Source organism: Aurantiacibacter zhengii, from assembly GCF_003584125.1.
Taxonomy (GTDB): Bacteria; Pseudomonadota; Alphaproteobacteria; order Sphingomonadales; family Sphingomonadaceae; genus Alteraurantiacibacter; species Alteraurantiacibacter zhengii.
On record NZ_QXFL01000002.1, the window covers coordinates 487,685 to 504,324 of the forward strand.

General features: G+C 64.0%; 14 protein-coding genes. 8 read left to right on the top strand and 6 right to left on the bottom strand.

All coding sequences use genetic code 11. The features are described 5' to 3' along the window. Positions 1–36: 36 nt before the first annotated feature. Complete coding sequence (locus D2V07_RS05980) at positions 37–855, bottom strand: DUF4163 domain-containing protein (RefSeq protein ID WP_158586776.1); 819 nt, start codon at positions 853–855, stop codon at positions 37–39. 57 nt (positions 856–912) lie between these two features. Between D2V07_RS05980 and D2V07_RS05985 the strand changes: the two genes are divergently transcribed. The 5 genes from D2V07_RS05985 to glnA all read left to right on the top strand — a co-directional run bounded on the left by D2V07_RS05985 (position 913) and on the right by glnA (position 5,749). Further along, positions 913–2,295 (top strand): leucyl aminopeptidase family protein, encoded by a 1,383-nt coding sequence (locus D2V07_RS05985; protein ID WP_119585702.1) that lies wholly within the window; start codon positions 913–915, stop codon positions 2,293–2,295. Positions 2,296–2,413: 118 nt separating this feature from the next. Then, on the top strand, positions 2,414–2,752 hold the full coding sequence (locus D2V07_RS05990) for an SH3 domain-containing protein (RefSeq protein ID WP_119586117.1): 339 nt from the start codon (positions 2,414–2,416) through the stop codon (positions 2,750–2,752). Between the two features lie 3 nt (positions 2,753–2,755). Beyond that, entirely contained in the window at positions 2,756–3,691 is a 936-nt protein-coding gene (argC, locus tag D2V07_RS05995; RefSeq protein WP_119585704.1) for an N-acetyl-gamma-glutamyl-phosphate reductase, read from the top strand. 247 nt (positions 3,692–3,938) lie between these two features. Beyond that, complete coding sequence (locus D2V07_RS06000) at positions 3,939–4,277, top strand: P-II family nitrogen regulator (protein ID WP_119585706.1); 339 nt, start codon at positions 3,939–3,941, stop codon at positions 4,275–4,277. A gap of 62 nt (positions 4,278–4,339) precedes the next feature. Further along, positions 4,340–5,749: a type I glutamate--ammonia ligase gene (glnA, locus tag D2V07_RS06005; protein ID WP_119585708.1), complete on the top strand. Its 1,410-nt coding sequence runs from the start codon at positions 4,340–4,342 to the stop codon at positions 5,747–5,749. A 166-nt stretch (positions 5,750–5,915) separates the two neighbouring features. On the opposite strand, the gene D2V07_RS06010 is transcribed toward glnA, so the two are convergent. After that, positions 5,916–6,563, bottom strand: coding sequence for a hypothetical protein (locus D2V07_RS06010; RefSeq protein WP_147366913.1), 648 nt, complete (start codon positions 6,561–6,563; stop codon positions 5,916–5,918). Between the two features lie 5 nt (positions 6,564–6,568). Next, complete coding sequence (locus D2V07_RS06015; protein ID WP_119585712.1) at positions 6,569–6,778, bottom strand: helix-turn-helix transcriptional regulator; 210 nt, start codon at positions 6,776–6,778, stop codon at positions 6,569–6,571. 142 nt (positions 6,779–6,920) lie between these two features. Here D2V07_RS06015 and D2V07_RS06020 point away from each other — a divergent pair, with 142 nt between their 5' ends. Genes D2V07_RS06020 through D2V07_RS06030 form a run of 3 tightly spaced genes read left to right on the top strand, consistent with a single transcriptional unit; the run spans position 6,921 to position 9,270 of the window. Continuing rightward, the gene (locus D2V07_RS06020; RefSeq protein ID WP_119585713.1) at positions 6,921–7,526 is read left to right on the top strand and encodes a lysozyme; all 606 of its coding nucleotides are present in this window, start codon (positions 6,921–6,923) and stop codon (positions 7,524–7,526) included. 59 nt (positions 7,527–7,585) lie between these two features. Then, positions 7,586–8,698 carry a hypothetical protein gene (locus tag D2V07_RS06025; protein ID WP_147366914.1) on the top strand — a complete coding sequence of 371 codons (1,113 nt, stop codon included), beginning with the start codon at positions 7,586–7,588 and terminating at the stop codon, positions 8,696–8,698. 14 nt (positions 8,699–8,712) lie between these two features. Then, entirely contained in the window at positions 8,713–9,270 is a 558-nt protein-coding gene (locus D2V07_RS06030; RefSeq protein ID WP_119585717.1) for a fasciclin domain-containing protein, read from the top strand. Positions 9,271–9,345: 75 nt separating this feature from the next. On the opposite strand, the gene D2V07_RS06035 is transcribed toward D2V07_RS06030, so the two are convergent. Genes D2V07_RS06035 through D2V07_RS06045 form a run of 3 tightly spaced genes read right to left on the bottom strand, consistent with a single transcriptional unit; the run spans position 9,346 to position 16,587 of the window. Further along, on the bottom strand, positions 9,346–13,569 hold the full coding sequence (locus tag D2V07_RS06035) for a translocation/assembly module TamB domain-containing protein (RefSeq protein WP_119585719.1): 4,224 nt from the start codon (positions 13,567–13,569) through the stop codon (positions 9,346–9,348). Then, positions 13,569–15,725: an autotransporter assembly complex protein TamA gene (locus D2V07_RS06040; protein WP_233548265.1), complete on the bottom strand. Its 2,157-nt coding sequence runs from the start codon at positions 15,723–15,725 to the stop codon at positions 13,569–13,571. The genes D2V07_RS06035 and D2V07_RS06040 overlap by 1 nt, the downstream gene beginning before the upstream one ends. Before the next feature lie 10 nt (positions 15,726–15,735). After that, positions 15,736–16,587, bottom strand: coding sequence for an arginyltransferase (locus D2V07_RS06045; protein ID WP_119585721.1), 852 nt, complete (start codon positions 16,585–16,587; stop codon positions 15,736–15,738). Positions 16,588–16,640: the final 53 nt, after the last annotated feature.

Genomic DNA, 16,640 nt, shown 5'->3' on the forward strand with positions numbered 1-16,640 from the left:
TCTAGGCGTTTCGGGCGCAAAATGCGAGGGCGCGAATCAACGGGCGGTGAAGGCCTCGCGATATTCCTCGCGCACCACTTCCAGGAGTTCGGGCGTCATGGGAAAATCGAACTCGTAGGTTCCTTCGGCATAGGGCCCGGCAAGGTAGGGCGCGATCTGGATACCGATCCGGTTGAAGCTTTGCCCGTTCGACGAACCGAGCAGCAGATTGCCCTCGTCGGGCTTGACGCAAGCATCGAAGGTGTCGTCGGACCCTTCCTCCACTGGCTGCCCGCGGCGTTTTTCGCGTTCGGCGTTCAATGCCTCGCACAGCCTGGGACCGAGCACCTCGTCCAGCGCCGCGGGAGAGGTGAAGAAGGCAATCGGCTCGATCGTCTCGCCCGCCTCCTTGTCCCATACGATGGTATCGAAACCGTAATTCGGATGCGCCCCGCCGTAATAGAAGGACTGGCCGGCAGACAAGCTCAGCCAGCCGGGCAGGTCGGCCACCACTTCCCAAGCGGTTTCGCTGGAATAGGTGTTGAACGGAAAACCGTTGTCCCGCGCTTCCTCGCGCCCTCTCGCGGCGCGGCTGGCCAGTCGCTGCCGCTCCTGCTCCAGCCGCGAATCGAGCCAGCCTGCCAGCCCTTCGGTATCGCCGGCAGCCTGCGGATAGGAATATTCGAACAGGTAGGTGTCGGTCCGCTCGGATACCGTCCTTGCGCCGCCCAGCGGGGCAGGCGTGCTGTCCGGCGTTGCCGGGGGCTGCGGCGTTTCCGGCGTGGCGGTGGGCTGCGGGTCCGCTTCCTTGCCAGCGGGCGTGCACGCGACAAGGGCGGCCGGAACCGCAAGCAGGGTGAATCGTCGGATCAACATAGAGACCATTTATCCCAAGCCTTCCCAAACGGCGACGAAAACGGCAAGCGGAATTCCATGACTATTGCAACAGACCTGATCCAGCCGGATCGCGGGCAGGACGCCATTGCGATCCACCTTGTCAACAAGGACAGCTTCGAAAGCTTTGCCAAGAACTTGAGCGGCCCGCAGCGCGCTGCGCTGGCCGGGCAGAAGTTCACGGGCGGCGGTTACCAGGTGGGAATCGTGCCTGATGGCGAAGGCTGGTTTGCCGTCGGCGGGGTGGCCGATCCCGACGATCTTTCCAGCTGGTGCCTGGCAAAACTCGCTGAGAAACTGCCCGAGGGCACCTATCGCCTGGCCGACGTGAAGGCCGGCCCTGCCATGTTCGGCTGGATGACCGCGCAGTACCGTTTTACCCGTTACCTCGACGACAAGGATACCGAGGGCCCGCGCGTGCTGCTGACAGAAGATGTCGCGAAGATCGACATGGTCTCGGCAGAAGCGCAGGCGACCAGCCTCGTGCGCGATCTCGTCAACACCCCTGCCGAGGACATGGGCCCCGCCGCGCTGGAAGCGGAGGCGCAGCGGATCGCGAAGGATCAGGACGCGAAGATCACCGTAACGCGCGGGGATGCGCTGGAAAGCGGCTTCCCCATGGTCCACGCCGTCGGCCGCGCGGCAGAGCGCAAGCACGCCCCGCGCCTGATCGAGCTGGAATGGGGCAACGAGGATCACCCCAGGGTCGCCATCGTCGGCAAGGGCGTGTGTTTCGACTCGGGCGGTCTCGACATCAAGGGTGCCAGCGGCATGCTGCTGATGAAGAAGGACATGGGCGGCGCGGCCCATGCGCTTGCCCTGTCCGAACTCATCATGAAGATGGGGCTGAAAGTGCGCCTGCACACCGTCGTGCCGGCAGTAGAGAATGCCATCTCGGGCAATTCTTTCCGCCCCGGCGATGTGCTTTCCAGCCGTAAGGGGCTGACGGTGGAAATCGGCAATACCGATGCAGAAGGTCGTCTTATCCTGGGCGACGCCCTCACCCTTGCCAGCGAGCGCGAGCCCGATCTCATCATCGACTTCGCCACGCTGACGGGCGCTGCGCGCGTGGCGCTGGGGCCGGACCTGCCCGCGCTGATGGCCCGGCGCGACCAGACGGCGGAGCAGCTGATAGCCGCGGGCACGGCCCACGATGACGAGCCGTGGCGGCTGCCCCTGCCCGAAACCTATGCCGAGTGGCTGAAGAGCGACATCGCCGATACCAACAACACCCACAACAACGGCTTTGCCGGGGCCAGCGTCGCAGGCCTGTTCCTCGACAAGTTCGTGGGAGAAGGCATCGACTGGGCGCATTTCGATACCTTCGCCTGGCGGCCCGCGGCCAAGCCGGGTCGTTCCAAAGGCGGCGCGGCGCTGGGCCTTCGTGCCGCTTTCCATGCGCTGCGCGGTCGATATGGTTAGGCGACAAGGTTGCAGCAGGCGTGCCGCGCGGCTAAGCGCGGCTGTCTGAGCGGGGGCAGTTTTTCCCTTCCGTCATAACAATGTGGGTGAGCGGCGCTTGAGCCAGGATGACAACACCATGACTGGAACAGCGCCGCAGGGGCCGTTTGCGCTGACCGGACCGATCGCGCGGCCCGAGCCGGGGCAGGTTCCGCTGCGGGGCGACCTGGCGCACATCGGGCTGGCGGGCAAGCACTTCGTCCCCCATTATGCCGTGCCGCAGCCGCGCGCCGTGCTGCCCGGTGGCGCTCCGCTCTACGCCGATCCCGACGACACGTCGCAGGAACTGTGCACGCTGCTCGAAGGCGACAGCTTCGAAGTGCTCGACGTGTCGCGCGAGTGGGCCTGGGGCTGCCTGTCGCTGGAGGGACCTGTCGGTTTTGTCCGGCATGATCGGCTGGAGTTTCCCGGAGGCTGAAGCATGGCACACACCGTTTTCATCGATGGCGCCGCGGGCACGACCGGCCTGGAGATCGCCGACAGGCTGGAAGGCCGTGAGGAATTCGAGATTGTGCGCCTGAACGAGGCGGAGCGGAAGGACGAGGACTGTCGCCGCTCGGCGCTGAACTTTGCGGATTTCGCTATCCTGTGCCTGCCCGATGATGCCGCGCGGGCGGCGGTGGCCATGATCGAGGAAGGTTCCGGCACGCGGGTGATCGATGCCTCCACCGCGCACCGCACGGCGCCGGGCTGGATCTACGGCTTTCCCGAACTGGTGGGAGCCAATGTCGTGGCAGGGGCAGACCGCGTCGCCAATCCCGGCTGCTATCCCACCGGCTTTCTGGCGCTGGTCGCCCCCCTGGTGCGCGCCAAGCTGCTGCCCCGCGACTGGCCCTACAGCGTCAATGCCGTGTCCGGATATTCGGGCGGCGGCAAGGGCCTGATCCAGCATTTCGAGGGGGAAGGCAGCAACATCGCCTTTCGCACCTACGGCCTGACGCTGGATCACAAGCATCTGGATGAAATGAAGAGCAAGGCGGGTCTGAAGAACGCGCCGGTGTTCGCCCCGTCCGTCGTGCCCGGCTTTCGCGGCATGGTGGTGGAAGTGCCCCTGGCGATCGAGGCGATGCGCAATGCCGCTCCGCCCAAGGAACTGCGCGAGGAACTGGCACGCTATTACGAGAACGCCCCGCTCATCAGCGTGCACCAGCCCGATGGCGAGGTGACGGAATTGGTGCTCTACAAGAACGCCGAACCTTCCGACAGGCTGGACCTGTACGTATTCTCCGACAAGGAGGGTCACACCGCCCGCCTGATCGCGGTGCTCGATAACCTTGGCAAGGGTGCCAGCGGCGCTGCAGTGCAATCGCTGAACCTGATGGCGGGGTGCGATCCGCTGGCCGGACTTCACGCTTGAACCTGCCTGCCCAAAATTGAGGCAGCGCTGCCTGCAAACAGGTCATTTCCGCGCACAGGATCTGCGCAATTTGATTACCGCGCCTGCAGTCCGTTTCGCCTGAATGTTGCGAATCCGCCCTTTCGCTCCGGCGTGCGATTGTCTAGCACTTCGGCATCGGGGTCTGGCATGATTCTTGAACAGTTTCGCAAGGGATTCGCTCAAGTGACACAGCCCCGGATCGATCCGGGCAGAGACAGGGAACCACGTGAAGAAAATCGAAGCTATCATCAAACCCTTCAAGCTGGACGAGGTGAAGGACGCACTGCACGAAGTGGGTGTGTCGGGTATCACCGTGACCGAGGCCAAGGGTTTCGGTCGCCAGAAAGGCCATACGGAGCTTTATCGCGGTGCCGAATACGTGGTCGATTTCCTGCCCAAGGTGAAACTTGAAATCATCGTGCCGGATTCCCTGGCAGAGCAGGTGACCGAAGCCATCGCCAACGCCGCCAAGACCGGCCGCATCGGCGACGGCAAGATTTTCGTCTCCGATATCGGCACGGCAATCCGTATCCGTACCGGAGAACAGGACGACGCCGCCCTGTAAGGCGCCGGGCGGATCCCCGTCAGAACAAACAACACTACGTTCAATTCCAAGGAAGGATTATCATGGCCAGTGCTAAGGATATCACCAAGCGGATCAAGGATGAGGAGATCGAGTGGGTCGATGTCCGTTTCACCGATCCCAAGGGCAAGTGGCAGCACCTCTCGATGTGCGCCAGCGTCGTTGATGAGGACATGCTCGAAGAAGGCATGATGTTCGACGGCTCCTCTATCGAGGGCTGGAAGACGATCAACGAGAGCGACATGATCCTGCGCCCGGACCTGGACTCGGTCTATATCGATCCGTTCAGCGCCACGCCCATGATGGTCATAAACTGCGACATCGTGGAGCCGAGCAACGGCGAGCTTTACAGCCGTGACCCGCGTTCCACCGCCAAGCGCGCCGAAGCTTACCTGAAGAGCACCGGCATCGGTGACACAATCTACGTCGGTCCGGAACCCGAGTTCTTCATGTTCGACGATGTGCGCTTCGAAGACGGCTATGCCGGCTCCGGCTACCAGATCGACGATATCGAACTGCCGACCAACTCGGGCGTCGAAATGGAAATGGGCAACATGGGCCACCGCCCGCGCGCCAAGGGTGGCTACTTTCCCGTCGCGCCGGTCGATTCCGCCATGGATATCCGTGCCGAAATGGTTTCCACGATGATGGAAATGGGCCTGCCTATGGACAAGCATCACCACGAAGTGGCTTCTGCCCAGCACGAGCTTGGCATTACCTTCGGCACGCTGGTGGAAACCGCCGACCGCGTGCAGATCTACAAGTACGTGGTGCACCAGGTGGCCCACGCCTACGGCAAGACGGCAACTTTCATGCCCAAGCCGATCAAGGATGACAACGGTAGCGGCATGCACACCCACATGTCGATCTGGAAGGATGGCAAGCCGACTTTCGCCGGTAACGAATACGCCGGTCTTTCGGAAAACTGCCTGTTCTACATCGGCGGTGTCATCAAGCACGCCAAGGCGCTGAACGCCTTCACCAACCCGACCACCAACAGCTACAAGCGACTGGTTCCGGGCTTCGAGGCTCCCGTGCTGCTGGCCTACTCGGCACGCAACCGCTCCGCATCGTGCCGTATCCCTTACGGCTCGGGCGAAAAGGCGAAGCGTGTGGAATTCCGCTTCCCCGATCCGCTGGCAAACCCCTATCTCGCTTTCTCGGCGCTGATGATGGCTGGCCTCGACGGTATCGAGAACAAGATCCACCCGGGCGAAGCCATGGACAAGAACCTCTACGATCTGCCGCCGGCCGAACTCGCCGACGTGCCGACCGTCTGCGGCAGCTTGCGGGAAGCCCTGCTGTCCCTCCGCGACGATCACGAGTTCCTGCTGAAGGGCGACGTGTTCACCAAGGACCAGATCGATGCCTATATGGATCTGAAGTGGGAAGACGTGCTGCGCTTCGAAACCACGCCGAGCCCGGTCGAATTCGACATGTATTACTCTTCTTGATGATTGCGAGGGGCCGTCCGGCCCCTCGCTTCCTCGCTTCGCTGCGGGCGCGCGTTCGCGCTTGCGGTCGTCAAACGACCGAAAAGGAGCGGAGAATCAGTAGTTGTCGAAAAAAGGGCCGCTCGGGAAACCGGGCGGCCCTCTTTGTGTGTGGGTAAGAGAAGGCTTACCGCTGCTTCAGCATCCCTCTCTTGCCCGCAACGATGAAGCACGACAGCATCATGAAGCCGGCGAACATCGTCAGCCAGTCCAGCGGAGCGGGCGCAGGCGCACGGTCGACGTGGGCCAGCAGTGCCCAGCCGCCGCCGATCAGGACGACAAGGTAAAAGGCCGCAGACGTGGCCTCGCCAGAAACGCTTTTCATCAGTTCGTCCGTATGGCGACGCTGGCGCGATCCGGCGAACCAGGCAAATCCCACAAGGACAATCACGCCCACCAGTACGACCACGGCGGAAACCGGCCCACCTGGAGTACCCACTGCGGCCAGCAGCAGCGCAAGGCCCAGCGCAATCATACCCCCCGCACTCCACGACAGCGCACGGTGCTGCTCGCGCAGTTCGTCGGCATCCTCCACGTTCAGGAAACGGGCGCCCAGCGAGGGGTTTACCAATCCCACACCCACCGCAAAGGCGGTGAGGACGTAGATTATGCCAACCAGCCCGGCGATTTCCTGCGAGGCGGTGAACTCGCCCAGCGTGCCGCTTTCCACCAGTTCCATGAAGCCCATCGCGGCAAGGAAGCCCGCCGCGCCGCCTACGCACAGCGACACGATCATCTTGCGGGTCTTGCTCTTGGGTTTGTCGCTTATAGCCATGTCCATTACTCCGCCTCCGGTGTCCAGTCGTCGATAAAAAGATCAGGCACGCCCACTTCGAAAAGCTTCGCCATGCGCAATGCCAGCGGCAGGCTGGGATCGTACTTGTCGGTTTCGACCGCGTTGATGGTCTGCCGCGAAACGCCCAGCCGCCGGGCCAGTTCGCCCTGGCTCCAGCCGTGCCCTTCGCGGTGTTCCTTTACGCGGTTGTTCACCGAATCATCCTGACTGCCTGTAAAGAGCTCTTTACTGTAAAGAACTCTTGTCAGTCAAGAGCTCTTTACATCCCCCTCTTTCCTACAGTCCGGCAACGGACCTAGCGCCGCCGCCCGATTCACTGCAGGAAAGATCAATACCATGACCCGCAAACCGCTGTTCGACACCATCCGCCGCATCCTTGATCGCCCGCTGACCCAGTGCGAGGTAGCGCGCATCGACGATGCCGCCGATTTCCTGCCCCAGGACTGTGTTCCAGGTGTTCCAGGTTCTCCCTCTCCCATGACGATCGGCGCAGACGGGATCGCCCTTATCAAGCGCTTTGAAGGCTGCGCCAGGAAGCGGCGCGACGGAATGGTGGAGGCCTATCCCGATCCCGGCACCGGTGGTGCGCCCTGGACCATCGGCTGGGGCGCGACGGGTCCCGGCATTGGCCCGGGCACCGTGTGGACGCAGGACGCCTGCGACGCGCGGCTGGAGGCGGATCTTGATTGTTATGCCCGCGAAGTCACCCTCGCGCTGGGCGATGCGCCCGTAACCCGGCAGCAGTTCGATGCCCTCGTCAGCTTCCATTACAACACCGGTGCGATTGCCACCGCCACGCTCACCCGCAAGCACAAGGCAGGCGATTTCGAGGGCGCGGCGCGCGAATTTACCCGCTGGCGTTACGCCGGGGGACGCGTGATGAAAGGCCTCGCCCGCCGCCGCGCCGCCGAAGAAGCGTTGTACCGGCGCGGCACGCGTTAACTAAAATGAGGAACCAGCCGCCGAACTTCGCCGTTTCCCGTGTCGAAGAGGAATATGCGATGAAACTTTGGATAGCTTCACTCTCGGCCATAGCCCTTGCCGCCACGCCCGCGCTGGCGCAGGGGAATGGTAATGGGAATGGTAACGGAAACGGAAACGGAAACCGGGGCGGACCGCCCGAACAGGCCGGCCCGTCCAACCCCGGAAATGGCAACGGCAACGGCAATCGCGGGGCCAATCGTGGCAACGGCGGCAACGCGCAGATGGAAGCGCGCGGCAATCGCGGTGGCGGTTCTGAGCCCCAGGCGCGCGGTAACGGCAACAACGGCAACGGTAATGCCGGCAACGGTAACGCCGGCAATGCCGATCGAGGCGGACCTCCTGTCGCTCGCGGTAACGGGAACGACAATCGGGGTGGCCCGCCGGTGGCCAATGGCAACGGAAATCGCGGCAACAATGGCAACAACGGCAACCGCGCAAACAACGCCAGCAACAATCGCGGCACTGTGGATACACGCGTGCGTTACGACGACAGACGGGACTACGACTTCGGCGATTTCCGCGACTTCCGCCGCGTGTCTACGCAGGTAGCCGACGGTTGCCCTCCTGGCCTTGCCAAGAAATACAACGGCTGCCGCCCGCCCGGCCTTGCGCGGCAACAGGATCGCTATCGCTACAGCCGCTATTCCCCCGACTGGTGGGGCCTTGGCGGACTGTTCGGTGACCGCCGCGGCGATTATTACTACGACGACGGCTACCTGCTAAGGCTGGGCAGCGGGGGTGGTATCTCCGGATATATCCCGCTGCTGGGCGGAGCCTTGTCCATCGGCAATATCTGGCCGGACGACTACCGCTATTCCCGCGTGCCCCGCTATTACGAGGACTACTACGGTCTCAGCGGCCCGGATCGCTATCGTTATGCCGATAATGTGGTCTACCGGATGGATCCGCAAACCTCCGCCATTACATCCATTGCCGCGCTGCTCACGGGCAGCGATTTCACCGTCGGCCAGCAGATGCCGCGCGGTTATGACGTGTACAACGTGCCCTACAGCTACCGTGACCAGTATTACGACCGGCCCGGTGCCATGTACCGTTACAACGATGGCTACGTTTACGAGATCGATCCGGAAACGCGACTTGTTGCGGCCGCCATCGAACTGCTGATCTGAGAGGAACGGGAACCATGAAGAAACACACCATCCTGTCCGCCCTTGCGGCGTGCAGCCTCTTGGCGCTGGCAGCCTGCGGCGGGGATGCACCTGCCGATGATGCGAGTGCGAGCGGCGAGATCGGAAGTGAAACGCTGGCCGCGCTGATCGACGATAGCCCGGACCTTTCGACCACAGCCGAAATCCTTGGTGATACGGGCTTGCAAAGCGTTTTCGACGGCAATGCCCCTTACACGGTGTTCGCCCCCACTGACGAAGCCTTCGCCGCGCAGGACATCCCGCTGGAAGGCGAGGAGGCGCAGGCTGCCCGGGTGGCAATCCTGCGTGAGCACATCGTGCCGGGTTTCCTGACACGCGCGGACATAGTCGGCGCGGTGGAAAGCTCGGGCGGTTCGGTGGAAATGCAAACCATGGGATCGAACACGCTGACCTTTACAGAGGACGGCGATACGCTCGTCATCGCATCTTCCGATGGCAGCCGGGCACGCGTATCGGGTGCCGGCATGAGCGGGGCAAATGGCTCTGTCTTCCCGGTCGATGGCGTTCTGAAATCGCTCGACGCGCCCGGCTGACGCCGATCCGGAACATCGAGAAGTAAAAGGGGGCGGCCTGCATGGGCCGCCCCTTTTTGTCATGCGCGGGTCCTGCTAGTAATCCCGCCGGTACTCCGCCGCCGCCTGATGCCGCCCGATGGTGCTGACGGTGGCCAGCAGGTTCAACCAGCTGGTAACGCGGAACTCCAGTTCGGTGGCGTTGTAGCCCGCCCCGTCGGTGATGATTTCCACGTAAAAGCGGCGACCGAAGTTCTTGCCCAGCGCCACCGCCGTGCCGCGATCCAGGGCGGGGTCTGCGCCGATGATGCGCAGGCGATCTAGACCGATGGCATCGCGTAGCTGGTTGATCGGGCCGGTGCCTCCACCGCCGCGCAGGCTGGCGACAGCCGCGCCCAGTTGCAGCGCATCGGTGGCGGAAAGGTCGGTGATCGACCCGCCAAACAGCAGACGTGCCAGCAGCTCCTCTTCCGGCAGTGCCGGGGTGGAGGAGAACGTGATCTCCGGCTGGCTGGCATTGCCACTCACGTCGACTTCGACGGAAATGCCGTTGACGTCGGTCGCAGCTGTCAGGTCGATGCGCGGATCGATCGGCACGGCCTGATCGAAGTCGATCTCGCCGCGGGTGATTTCGAAGCGCGTTCCGGCGAAGGAATAGAAACCCTGTCGCGGCACGATGGAAACAGAGCCACCGACACGCGGATCTTCGGTCGTGCCGCGCAGCAGCAGGTTCTCGGTGCGCCACTCGCTATCGAGACCCATGCCGTCGACGCGGATTCCGCCGGGGGCGCGCACGTCGATCAGGAAGCGCCACGGCTGCGTCGCGGCGGCGGCAGGGGCGAGGTCGGCGGGGCGATTTATCTCGGTCACGCGAACATTCGGCAATTCCGCCAGCACTTCCGAGCTGCCGAGCGACCAGCGGGCGCTGGTGGCTTCCAGGCGGCCGGCAATCGTGCCGCCTACCCCGTTGGAGATAATCCGCAGCGGGCCGGTGATGGTCGCGCCCATGTTCTCGAGGTCGAGGATCTCGGCGTTACGCGCAGCGATGCGCAGATCGATCTGCGGACCGCGCTCTGCGGAGATATCCGACAGGTCGACAAAGCCGCTGCCCGACACACGCCCGCCATTGGGCGCGGTGCCCGCAAAACGGGTGATCGCGAGGCGCGAACCGGTGAAGGTGCCGCGTGCTTCAACCCCGGTGATATCGGTGCCGGTCAGGCCGCTGCGGATACGCAGGGCATCGCCCGACATCGATCCGCGTACCTGGGGATTGCCCAGCGTGCCGCGCACGTTCGCGGCCACCGCTATGTCACCCGTCACGTCGAGCAGGTCGATAGCAGCAAGACGCCAGAGCGAGGCAGCCGAACCGTTGAAGCGGAACTGGGCGTTGAGGTCGCCATTATAGAGCCGGTCCATCAGGGCGCCGCTCTGCGAAAGGTTGGCGATCCGCGCCTGCAGGCGGCCATCGGCGGAGCCGTTGTGGTTCATCACCGCGCGGGCTTCCAGGTCGTTTTCCGAAAGCTCGGCGACCAGGGCGATGTCCATCGGTTCGGATGTCAGCAGCGAGCTGGACCGCGTGAGATCGTCGATCATCAGCCGCGCCTGGCCCACCGGCAGGCCGTTCGATCCCGCCCGCATTTCGATCACGCCGGAGATTTCCCCGCCAAGACCAAGATCGCCCGAGAGTGCGCCAGCCAGGCTCAACGGCATGTCGTTGAGCGCAATGCGGCCCTCTGGAGCGCCTTCGCCCCCGAAGCTGCCGCTCGCGACGATGAAGCCATCGCCGTACGACAGTTGCGAGCGCTGGAGTTCCCAGCCGCCATCGTCGCGGGCCAGCAGCACGGCACGGCGCGGCATGGAAATGTCGCGGCCGGCGTATGAACCATCCACCGCCACGGCGATCCGCTCCGGCGCGATCTGGCCGTTCACCAGCAATTCGAAGCGGCTGCCGCGAGAGCCCGTGAGCGCTGCATCGAATGTGCCGCTCCCATTCACGATCTCTGCCTGGGCGGCAAGGCGGCCGATGAACAGGTTGCCGTAAGACAGGCCTTGAAGGTTGGCATTGCCCGTGATCGTGGTGTTGCCTTCCGCGATCAAGCCGCTGGCATCCACGGTGCCGCTCGCGATCATGATCGGCGTTGCCCCGCCAAAGCGCGCGCCGTCTGCCACCAGGTCGATATCGAAGCCCTGCCCACCGTCGCGCACGGCCAGGTCGATCGTCCCGTCCAGTCCGCCGCGACCCACGTCGAGCGTGCCCGCAACGCCGCCATCGACAAGGTCAAGCGTGCCGCTGACGCGCGTGTCGGCCACGTCCAGCCGGTCAATGCGGATCGCCGAAGTGCCGTCCTCGCGGGTGATGAAACCGAGTTCGCCGCTGAATTCGCCCAGGGTGGACATGCCCTGCGTCTCGATCGCAAATCCGTCGCCGGAGGGCGAGATGCTCACCCGCACATCGGCAAGGCCCGCCGCGGGGAGAGGATCGGCCAGCACCAGTTCGACGTAGGGGCCGTCATCGGCCAGCGTCGCCTCGATAGTAAAGGGACCGTACTCGGTATGCCTGCCGCTGCCCACGACACTGGTGCCGCCGTCATCCACGCGCCCGTCGAGCGTTGCCGTCAGCTTGGTCGCGTTGATCGAGAGCGCATTGAACGCCAGCGGCATTTCCCCGCCCAGTGCGATGCCGCCGTCGAAGCGGATGTTCTCGCCGGCCACCGTGGTGATCGTCTCGTTCGTCACCTGGTCCACGCGGCCCTGCAGTTCCGCGCGCAGCATCCACGGCGCGTCTCCGCCGATACGGAAGCGGATCTGCGCGGCGGCATCCACCGTGCCCACGCCATCGAAAGCGAGGTCGGCGATGTTCACCGGCCCGCTTACCCGCGTCAGCCCGGTGTCGAGATTGCTGTTGAGGCCCAGCCGGGCGCGCAGGCCGCGGAACTGTACCGCCAGGTTTTCGGACAGGATCTCGTTCCCGGCATAGACGATGGTACCATCGAGACTGCCATTGACGAGGCGCGGATCGAACAGTTCGTTGCCGCTCACGATACGCCCGATGGCGGCATCCACCGGCACCGTGACCCGTGTACCGTCGAAGGTGAGCGTGCCCTGCTGGGCGACGTTGGAGACGACGATCCCGCTCGCATCGATCTCGTCCACCGTCAGGGTGTGCGGCATGGTCAGTTCACGGAACGGGCCATTCAGCGTGCCTTGCAGTTCAAGTCCGTTCAGCGCGACATCGGGAGAAAACAGCGTCGCGTCGAGCAGTTGCGCGGCGATGTCGAAATCGCGAAACGCGTTATCGGCAAGGTCGATCGTGCCCTGGCCATCGGCATTCACACCGCGCGCGCGCAGCATGAAATTGCCTTCCAGGACCGAATCCACCAGCGTTCCCGCTGCCGATAGCGAGACCGTTTCACCCAGGGCGCGTGCGGGCAACCCTTCGACGTAGGCGCCTGGCTGCGCCTGGCCGACGATGCGATACTGGCCGCTTTCGTTGTAAAGGTCGAAGTCGAGCAGCTCGCGGCCACCCTGGGTCGCCAGTAGGTCGCCCTGCCAAGAGTTCCAGCTACCGTCGCCTTCCAGCGTGATGGCGAGGTCTTCCTCCGCACCCACCATGGCCGCCAGGAAGCCGCCTTCGGGGGCCTGCCAGTTGAGGGCAAGATCGAAGCGATCGCCATCGGGTTCTGCGTGGATCAGCGCGGCAAATTCGTCCCCGCCGCCGAAATGGCCATCGGCATCGAGGTAGACCAGGCCATCGCGGATATCCGCCTCGGCGGCGAAGTTGATGGTGCGCTGCTCACCCAGCAGCCCTTCGGCCACGGTCAAGTTGTCGATCACGAAACGATCAACGCGGATATCGAAATCGGGAAGGATCGGCGCGTCGGGATCGCCGGGATTGAGTTCCGGCGCGGCATAGAGCGTGCCGTTGGTCAGCACCAGGTGACGCACGTCGAGCCCGCTGGTGAACCAGCGATGCGGGCGCCAGTTGAGGTCTATCGTCGGCACTTCCAAAAATAGCGTGTCGTTCGCGTCGTACAGCTTCACATCGTGGAACGTGCTGCTCCACAGCACCGAACCGTCGATCTCGCCCACTTCGACCCGAAGGCCCGACGCAGGGGCCACCTTGCTGATCTGGTCGACGATGAACTGGCGGCCCGGCGGCGTGTGGAGGAATGCGACGACCAGCAGGACAAGGCCCAGCAGCGCGGCAAGCACCCAACCGATCCCTTTCAGGATACGGATCGGAATACGGCGCTTGCGCCCTTTCGCGTGCGCCTCGGTGTTCTCTTCCGGCGCGTCGTCCATGGTATCCGCGTCGGCCATCAGAAAGCCTGGCCCAGCGCGACGTAGACGGCAATCCAGCTGTCGTTGGGACCGGGGTTGAGCGGGAACGCCACGTCAAGGCGCAGCGGACCGAAACCGGTATCGTAGCGAACACCCACGCCCGCGCCGTACTTGATGGTGTTGAAATCGGGCGTCGGATCAAGCCCGACCGAGCCGGCATCGATGAACGGCACGACGCTGATCGCGCCATCCATGAAACCGGTGCCGATGCGCGCCTCGGCGGAGACTTCCACCAGGCTGCGACCGCCCAGCGGATCGCCGGTGTTGTTCAGCGGGCCGATCTGGCGATAGCCATAACCGCGCACCGATCCGCCGCCGCCGGCATAGAGCCTGCGCGATGGCGCGATGGCTGCCAGCGGCGCGCCGGGAATGCTGGCCACCCGCACGCGGCCCGCCAGCACGGTGTTCTCTCCCACGCTCTGGTAGTAGGAGGCATCGACCTGGCTGCGGACGTAGAAGCTCTGCACGCCTTCGTTATCGGAAATTTCCGGCGAGACGCGGCCCGACAGGCGCCAGCCCTCGGTCGGGTCGAGCAGGTCGTCCGAATTGTCGAGCTGGGCGTAAAGCGGCAGCGCGGCGATGAAATAGGTTTCTCGCGCCAGGTCTCGGCCATCGGCAGCGCGCTCGCTTTCCTGCGTAGCCACCAGTTCCACACCGACGGACCAGCTGAAAGCCTTCTGGAACAGCAGGGTGCTGACACGCTCGTAAGTGCCGATCAGCGAGGCGGTGCGTGCGTCGTAGGCGTCGTAGTCGATGGTGGAGGCGAAAGCGTCCACCGTCAGGATGCGGTCGCGCCCGCGGAAGTTGTTCTTGCGGAAAGTGACGCCCGCCAGCTGTTCCTGCGTACCTGCGATGCCGCGCACGCGCAGCATGCCTTCCGGCGGGAATAGGTTGCGGTGTTCCCAGCTTCCTTCCAGCCGGATGCCTTCTTCCGTACCGAAGCCGATGCTGCCGGCAATCGTGCGAAGCGGGGCCTGCGTCATGTCGGCCTGGATATCGACCACGCCCGGTTCGGTGGCGGTCGGTTCCTGCACGACGACCGGCGTCAGCTCGACCGAGCCGAGAAGGCCGGTCGCCAGCATGGCGCGGCGCAGATCCATCTCGTCGCTTCGGCGATAGATGTCGCCCTGGTCCCAGCGGGCAATCTGGGTGAGATGGCTGCTGGAAAGGAAATCGGGATCGGAACTGATGACTTCGCCAAGGCGATAGCGGCCGCCCGGTTCCACCGGCATGCTGATATCGCCCTCGTCGCGGTCATGGTCCACCAGCAACGATGGCGCGTCGATCGTGGCGAAGGGGAAGCCGCTTTCGCCCAGTGCCCGGTCGAGGTCGAACTGCTCGGCCTCGATCGTATCGAGCGAGATGGGATCGCCGACCTGGATATCGTATGCGCGGCGCAGGGCATCGTACTGGTCGCCCGCCGCGCGCAGATTGCCGAGATCGATCGCCCCTACTGTATAGCGATTTCCGGGAATGATATCGAAGCGCACGGCAGGCGGATCGACGTCCGCCTCGACGCTTGTCTGCACATTGCCGACCGAGCGCTGCAACTGGGCATCAAAATAGCCGTAGACGCGCAGCAATTCGCCCAGCAGCGCCTCATCCTCGCGCGCCTGCACGGCGAGGCGGGCGATATTGCCATCGTCGTCGTATTCCTCGACCGTGGAAAGGGATTCGAACCGCTCCAGGAACTCGTCGCGCTGCGGGAACAGGGCGGTATCGTTGGGGAAGACCAGCACCAGCTCGTCCGACAGACGTTCCTCGCTGCCGGCAACCGTGCGCGGGATCTGATCCTCGAACTGGACGAACTCGATCTCCTGCTCCGCCGGTTCGAGCGGCGCGATCTGCGGAAGGTCGATATCTTCGGGCCAGGGCACCGTGATCATCGGCATTTCGGCAAGTGGCGCGTCGGCTTCCAGCGGAACCTGCGCATCGACATCGGCCTCGTCCGAAGCGGGGACGCCTTGCGATGCCCATTCCTCGGGATTGTCGACCGCTGCATCGGGGATCAGGTCCTCGAGGCTGGGCGTGTCCTGCCGTTCCTGCGCAGCCGCGGGCTGCGCGAACGGGCTGGCCAGCAGCGCCAGTGCGGCAGCCATCGCGGTGCCGGTCTTTCTGGAATTGGGGGCAATCATGCCAAGAAGCTCAGGTGAGCTTGTATTCCTCCTGCAGGCCCGGCGTGTTGTCCTTCGACCCTCCATCGGTCGCAGGAGCGCGCGCGCAAGAACCCTTTGCAACACCTTCGATAAGCTGGCGCTGTTCATTTTCGGACATGCGTCGCCAGCCGTCGGGGCCAAGGGCCTCGAGCGGGCGGAAGCGGACCTTGTACTGCATGCGCTCCGACCCCTCGACCCAGTAGCCGAGGTAGACGAAGGGCAAGCCGGTTTCACAGGCCCGCTTGATGTGTTCGAGGATGACGTAGTTCCCAAGCCCGCTACGATGCTCCAGTTCAGGGTCGTAGAAGCTGTAGATCATCGACAACCCGTCCGCCTGCCTGTCTGTCAGGCAAGCCGCGACCAGCCGACCAACGGAGCCATCGTCAGAAGGTTCCCTGTATTCAATGACAAAGCTGGACACGCTGGTGTGTTCGACCATGTCGGCATAGTCCACCTCGTCCATGGCGGCCATTCCGCCGCCCGGATGACGATGTTCCAGATAGCGTTGCAGCAGGGCGAACTGCTCCTCGGTCGCCCAGGGACGGCATTCGGTGACGACGAGATCGGCGTTCGCCTTCATCGCCCGCTTCTGCGAGCTGGATGGCTTGAACTCGGTTGCCGCCACGCGCACCGAGACACACGCCTTGCAGCCCTCGCAGCTCGGGCGATAGGCGACGGTCTGGCTGCGACGGAACCCGATGCGGCCCAGCGCATCGTTGAGCTGCTCGGCATGCGGGCCTTTCAGCTCGGTGAAGACCTTACGCTCCGTCCGCCCCGGCAGGTACGGACACGGCGCAGGGCTGGTCACGAAAAAGCGGGGGAAGCGTACGGGTGCCGTCACTTGGCTGGGCGATCCTCTTTGCTGGCGTTCAGAATGGAACGCGGTTCGACGCA

What these genes read in the sequence shown, in the direction of transcription:
- D2V07_RS05980 (WP_158586776.1), bottom strand. Translation starts at nt 855, where the DNA reads ATGTTGATCCGACGATTCACCCTGCTTGCGGTTCCGGCCGCCCTTGTC.
- D2V07_RS05990 (WP_119586117.1), top strand. Translation starts at nt 2,414, where the DNA reads ATGACTGGAACAGCGCCGCAGGGGCCGTTTGCGCTGACCGGACCGATC.
- D2V07_RS06035 (WP_119585719.1), bottom strand. Translation starts at nt 13,569, where the DNA reads ATGGCCGACGCGGATACCATGGACGACGCGCCGGAAGAGAACACCGAG.
- D2V07_RS06025 (WP_147366914.1), top strand. Translation starts at nt 7,586, where the DNA reads ATGAAACTTTGGATAGCTTCACTCTCGGCCATAGCCCTTGCCGCCACG.
- glnA (WP_119585708.1), top strand. Translation starts at nt 4,340, where the DNA reads ATGGCCAGTGCTAAGGATATCACCAAGCGGATCAAGGATGAGGAGATC.
- D2V07_RS06030 (WP_119585717.1), top strand. Translation starts at nt 8,713, where the DNA reads ATGAAGAAACACACCATCCTGTCCGCCCTTGCGGCGTGCAGCCTCTTG.
- D2V07_RS05985 (WP_119585702.1), top strand. Translation starts at nt 913, where the DNA reads ATGACTATTGCAACAGACCTGATCCAGCCGGATCGCGGGCAGGACGCC.
- D2V07_RS06010 (WP_147366913.1), bottom strand. Translation starts at nt 6,563, where the DNA reads ATGGCTATAAGCGACAAACCCAAGAGCAAGACCCGCAAGATGATCGTG.
- D2V07_RS06020 (WP_119585713.1), top strand. Translation starts at nt 6,921, where the DNA reads ATGACCCGCAAACCGCTGTTCGACACCATCCGCCGCATCCTTGATCGC.
- D2V07_RS06040 (WP_233548265.1), bottom strand. Translation starts at nt 15,725, where the DNA reads ATGATTGCCCCCAATTCCAGAAAGACCGGCACCGCGATGGCTGCCGCA.
- argC (WP_119585704.1), top strand. Translation starts at nt 2,756, where the DNA reads ATGGCACACACCGTTTTCATCGATGGCGCCGCGGGCACGACCGGCCTG.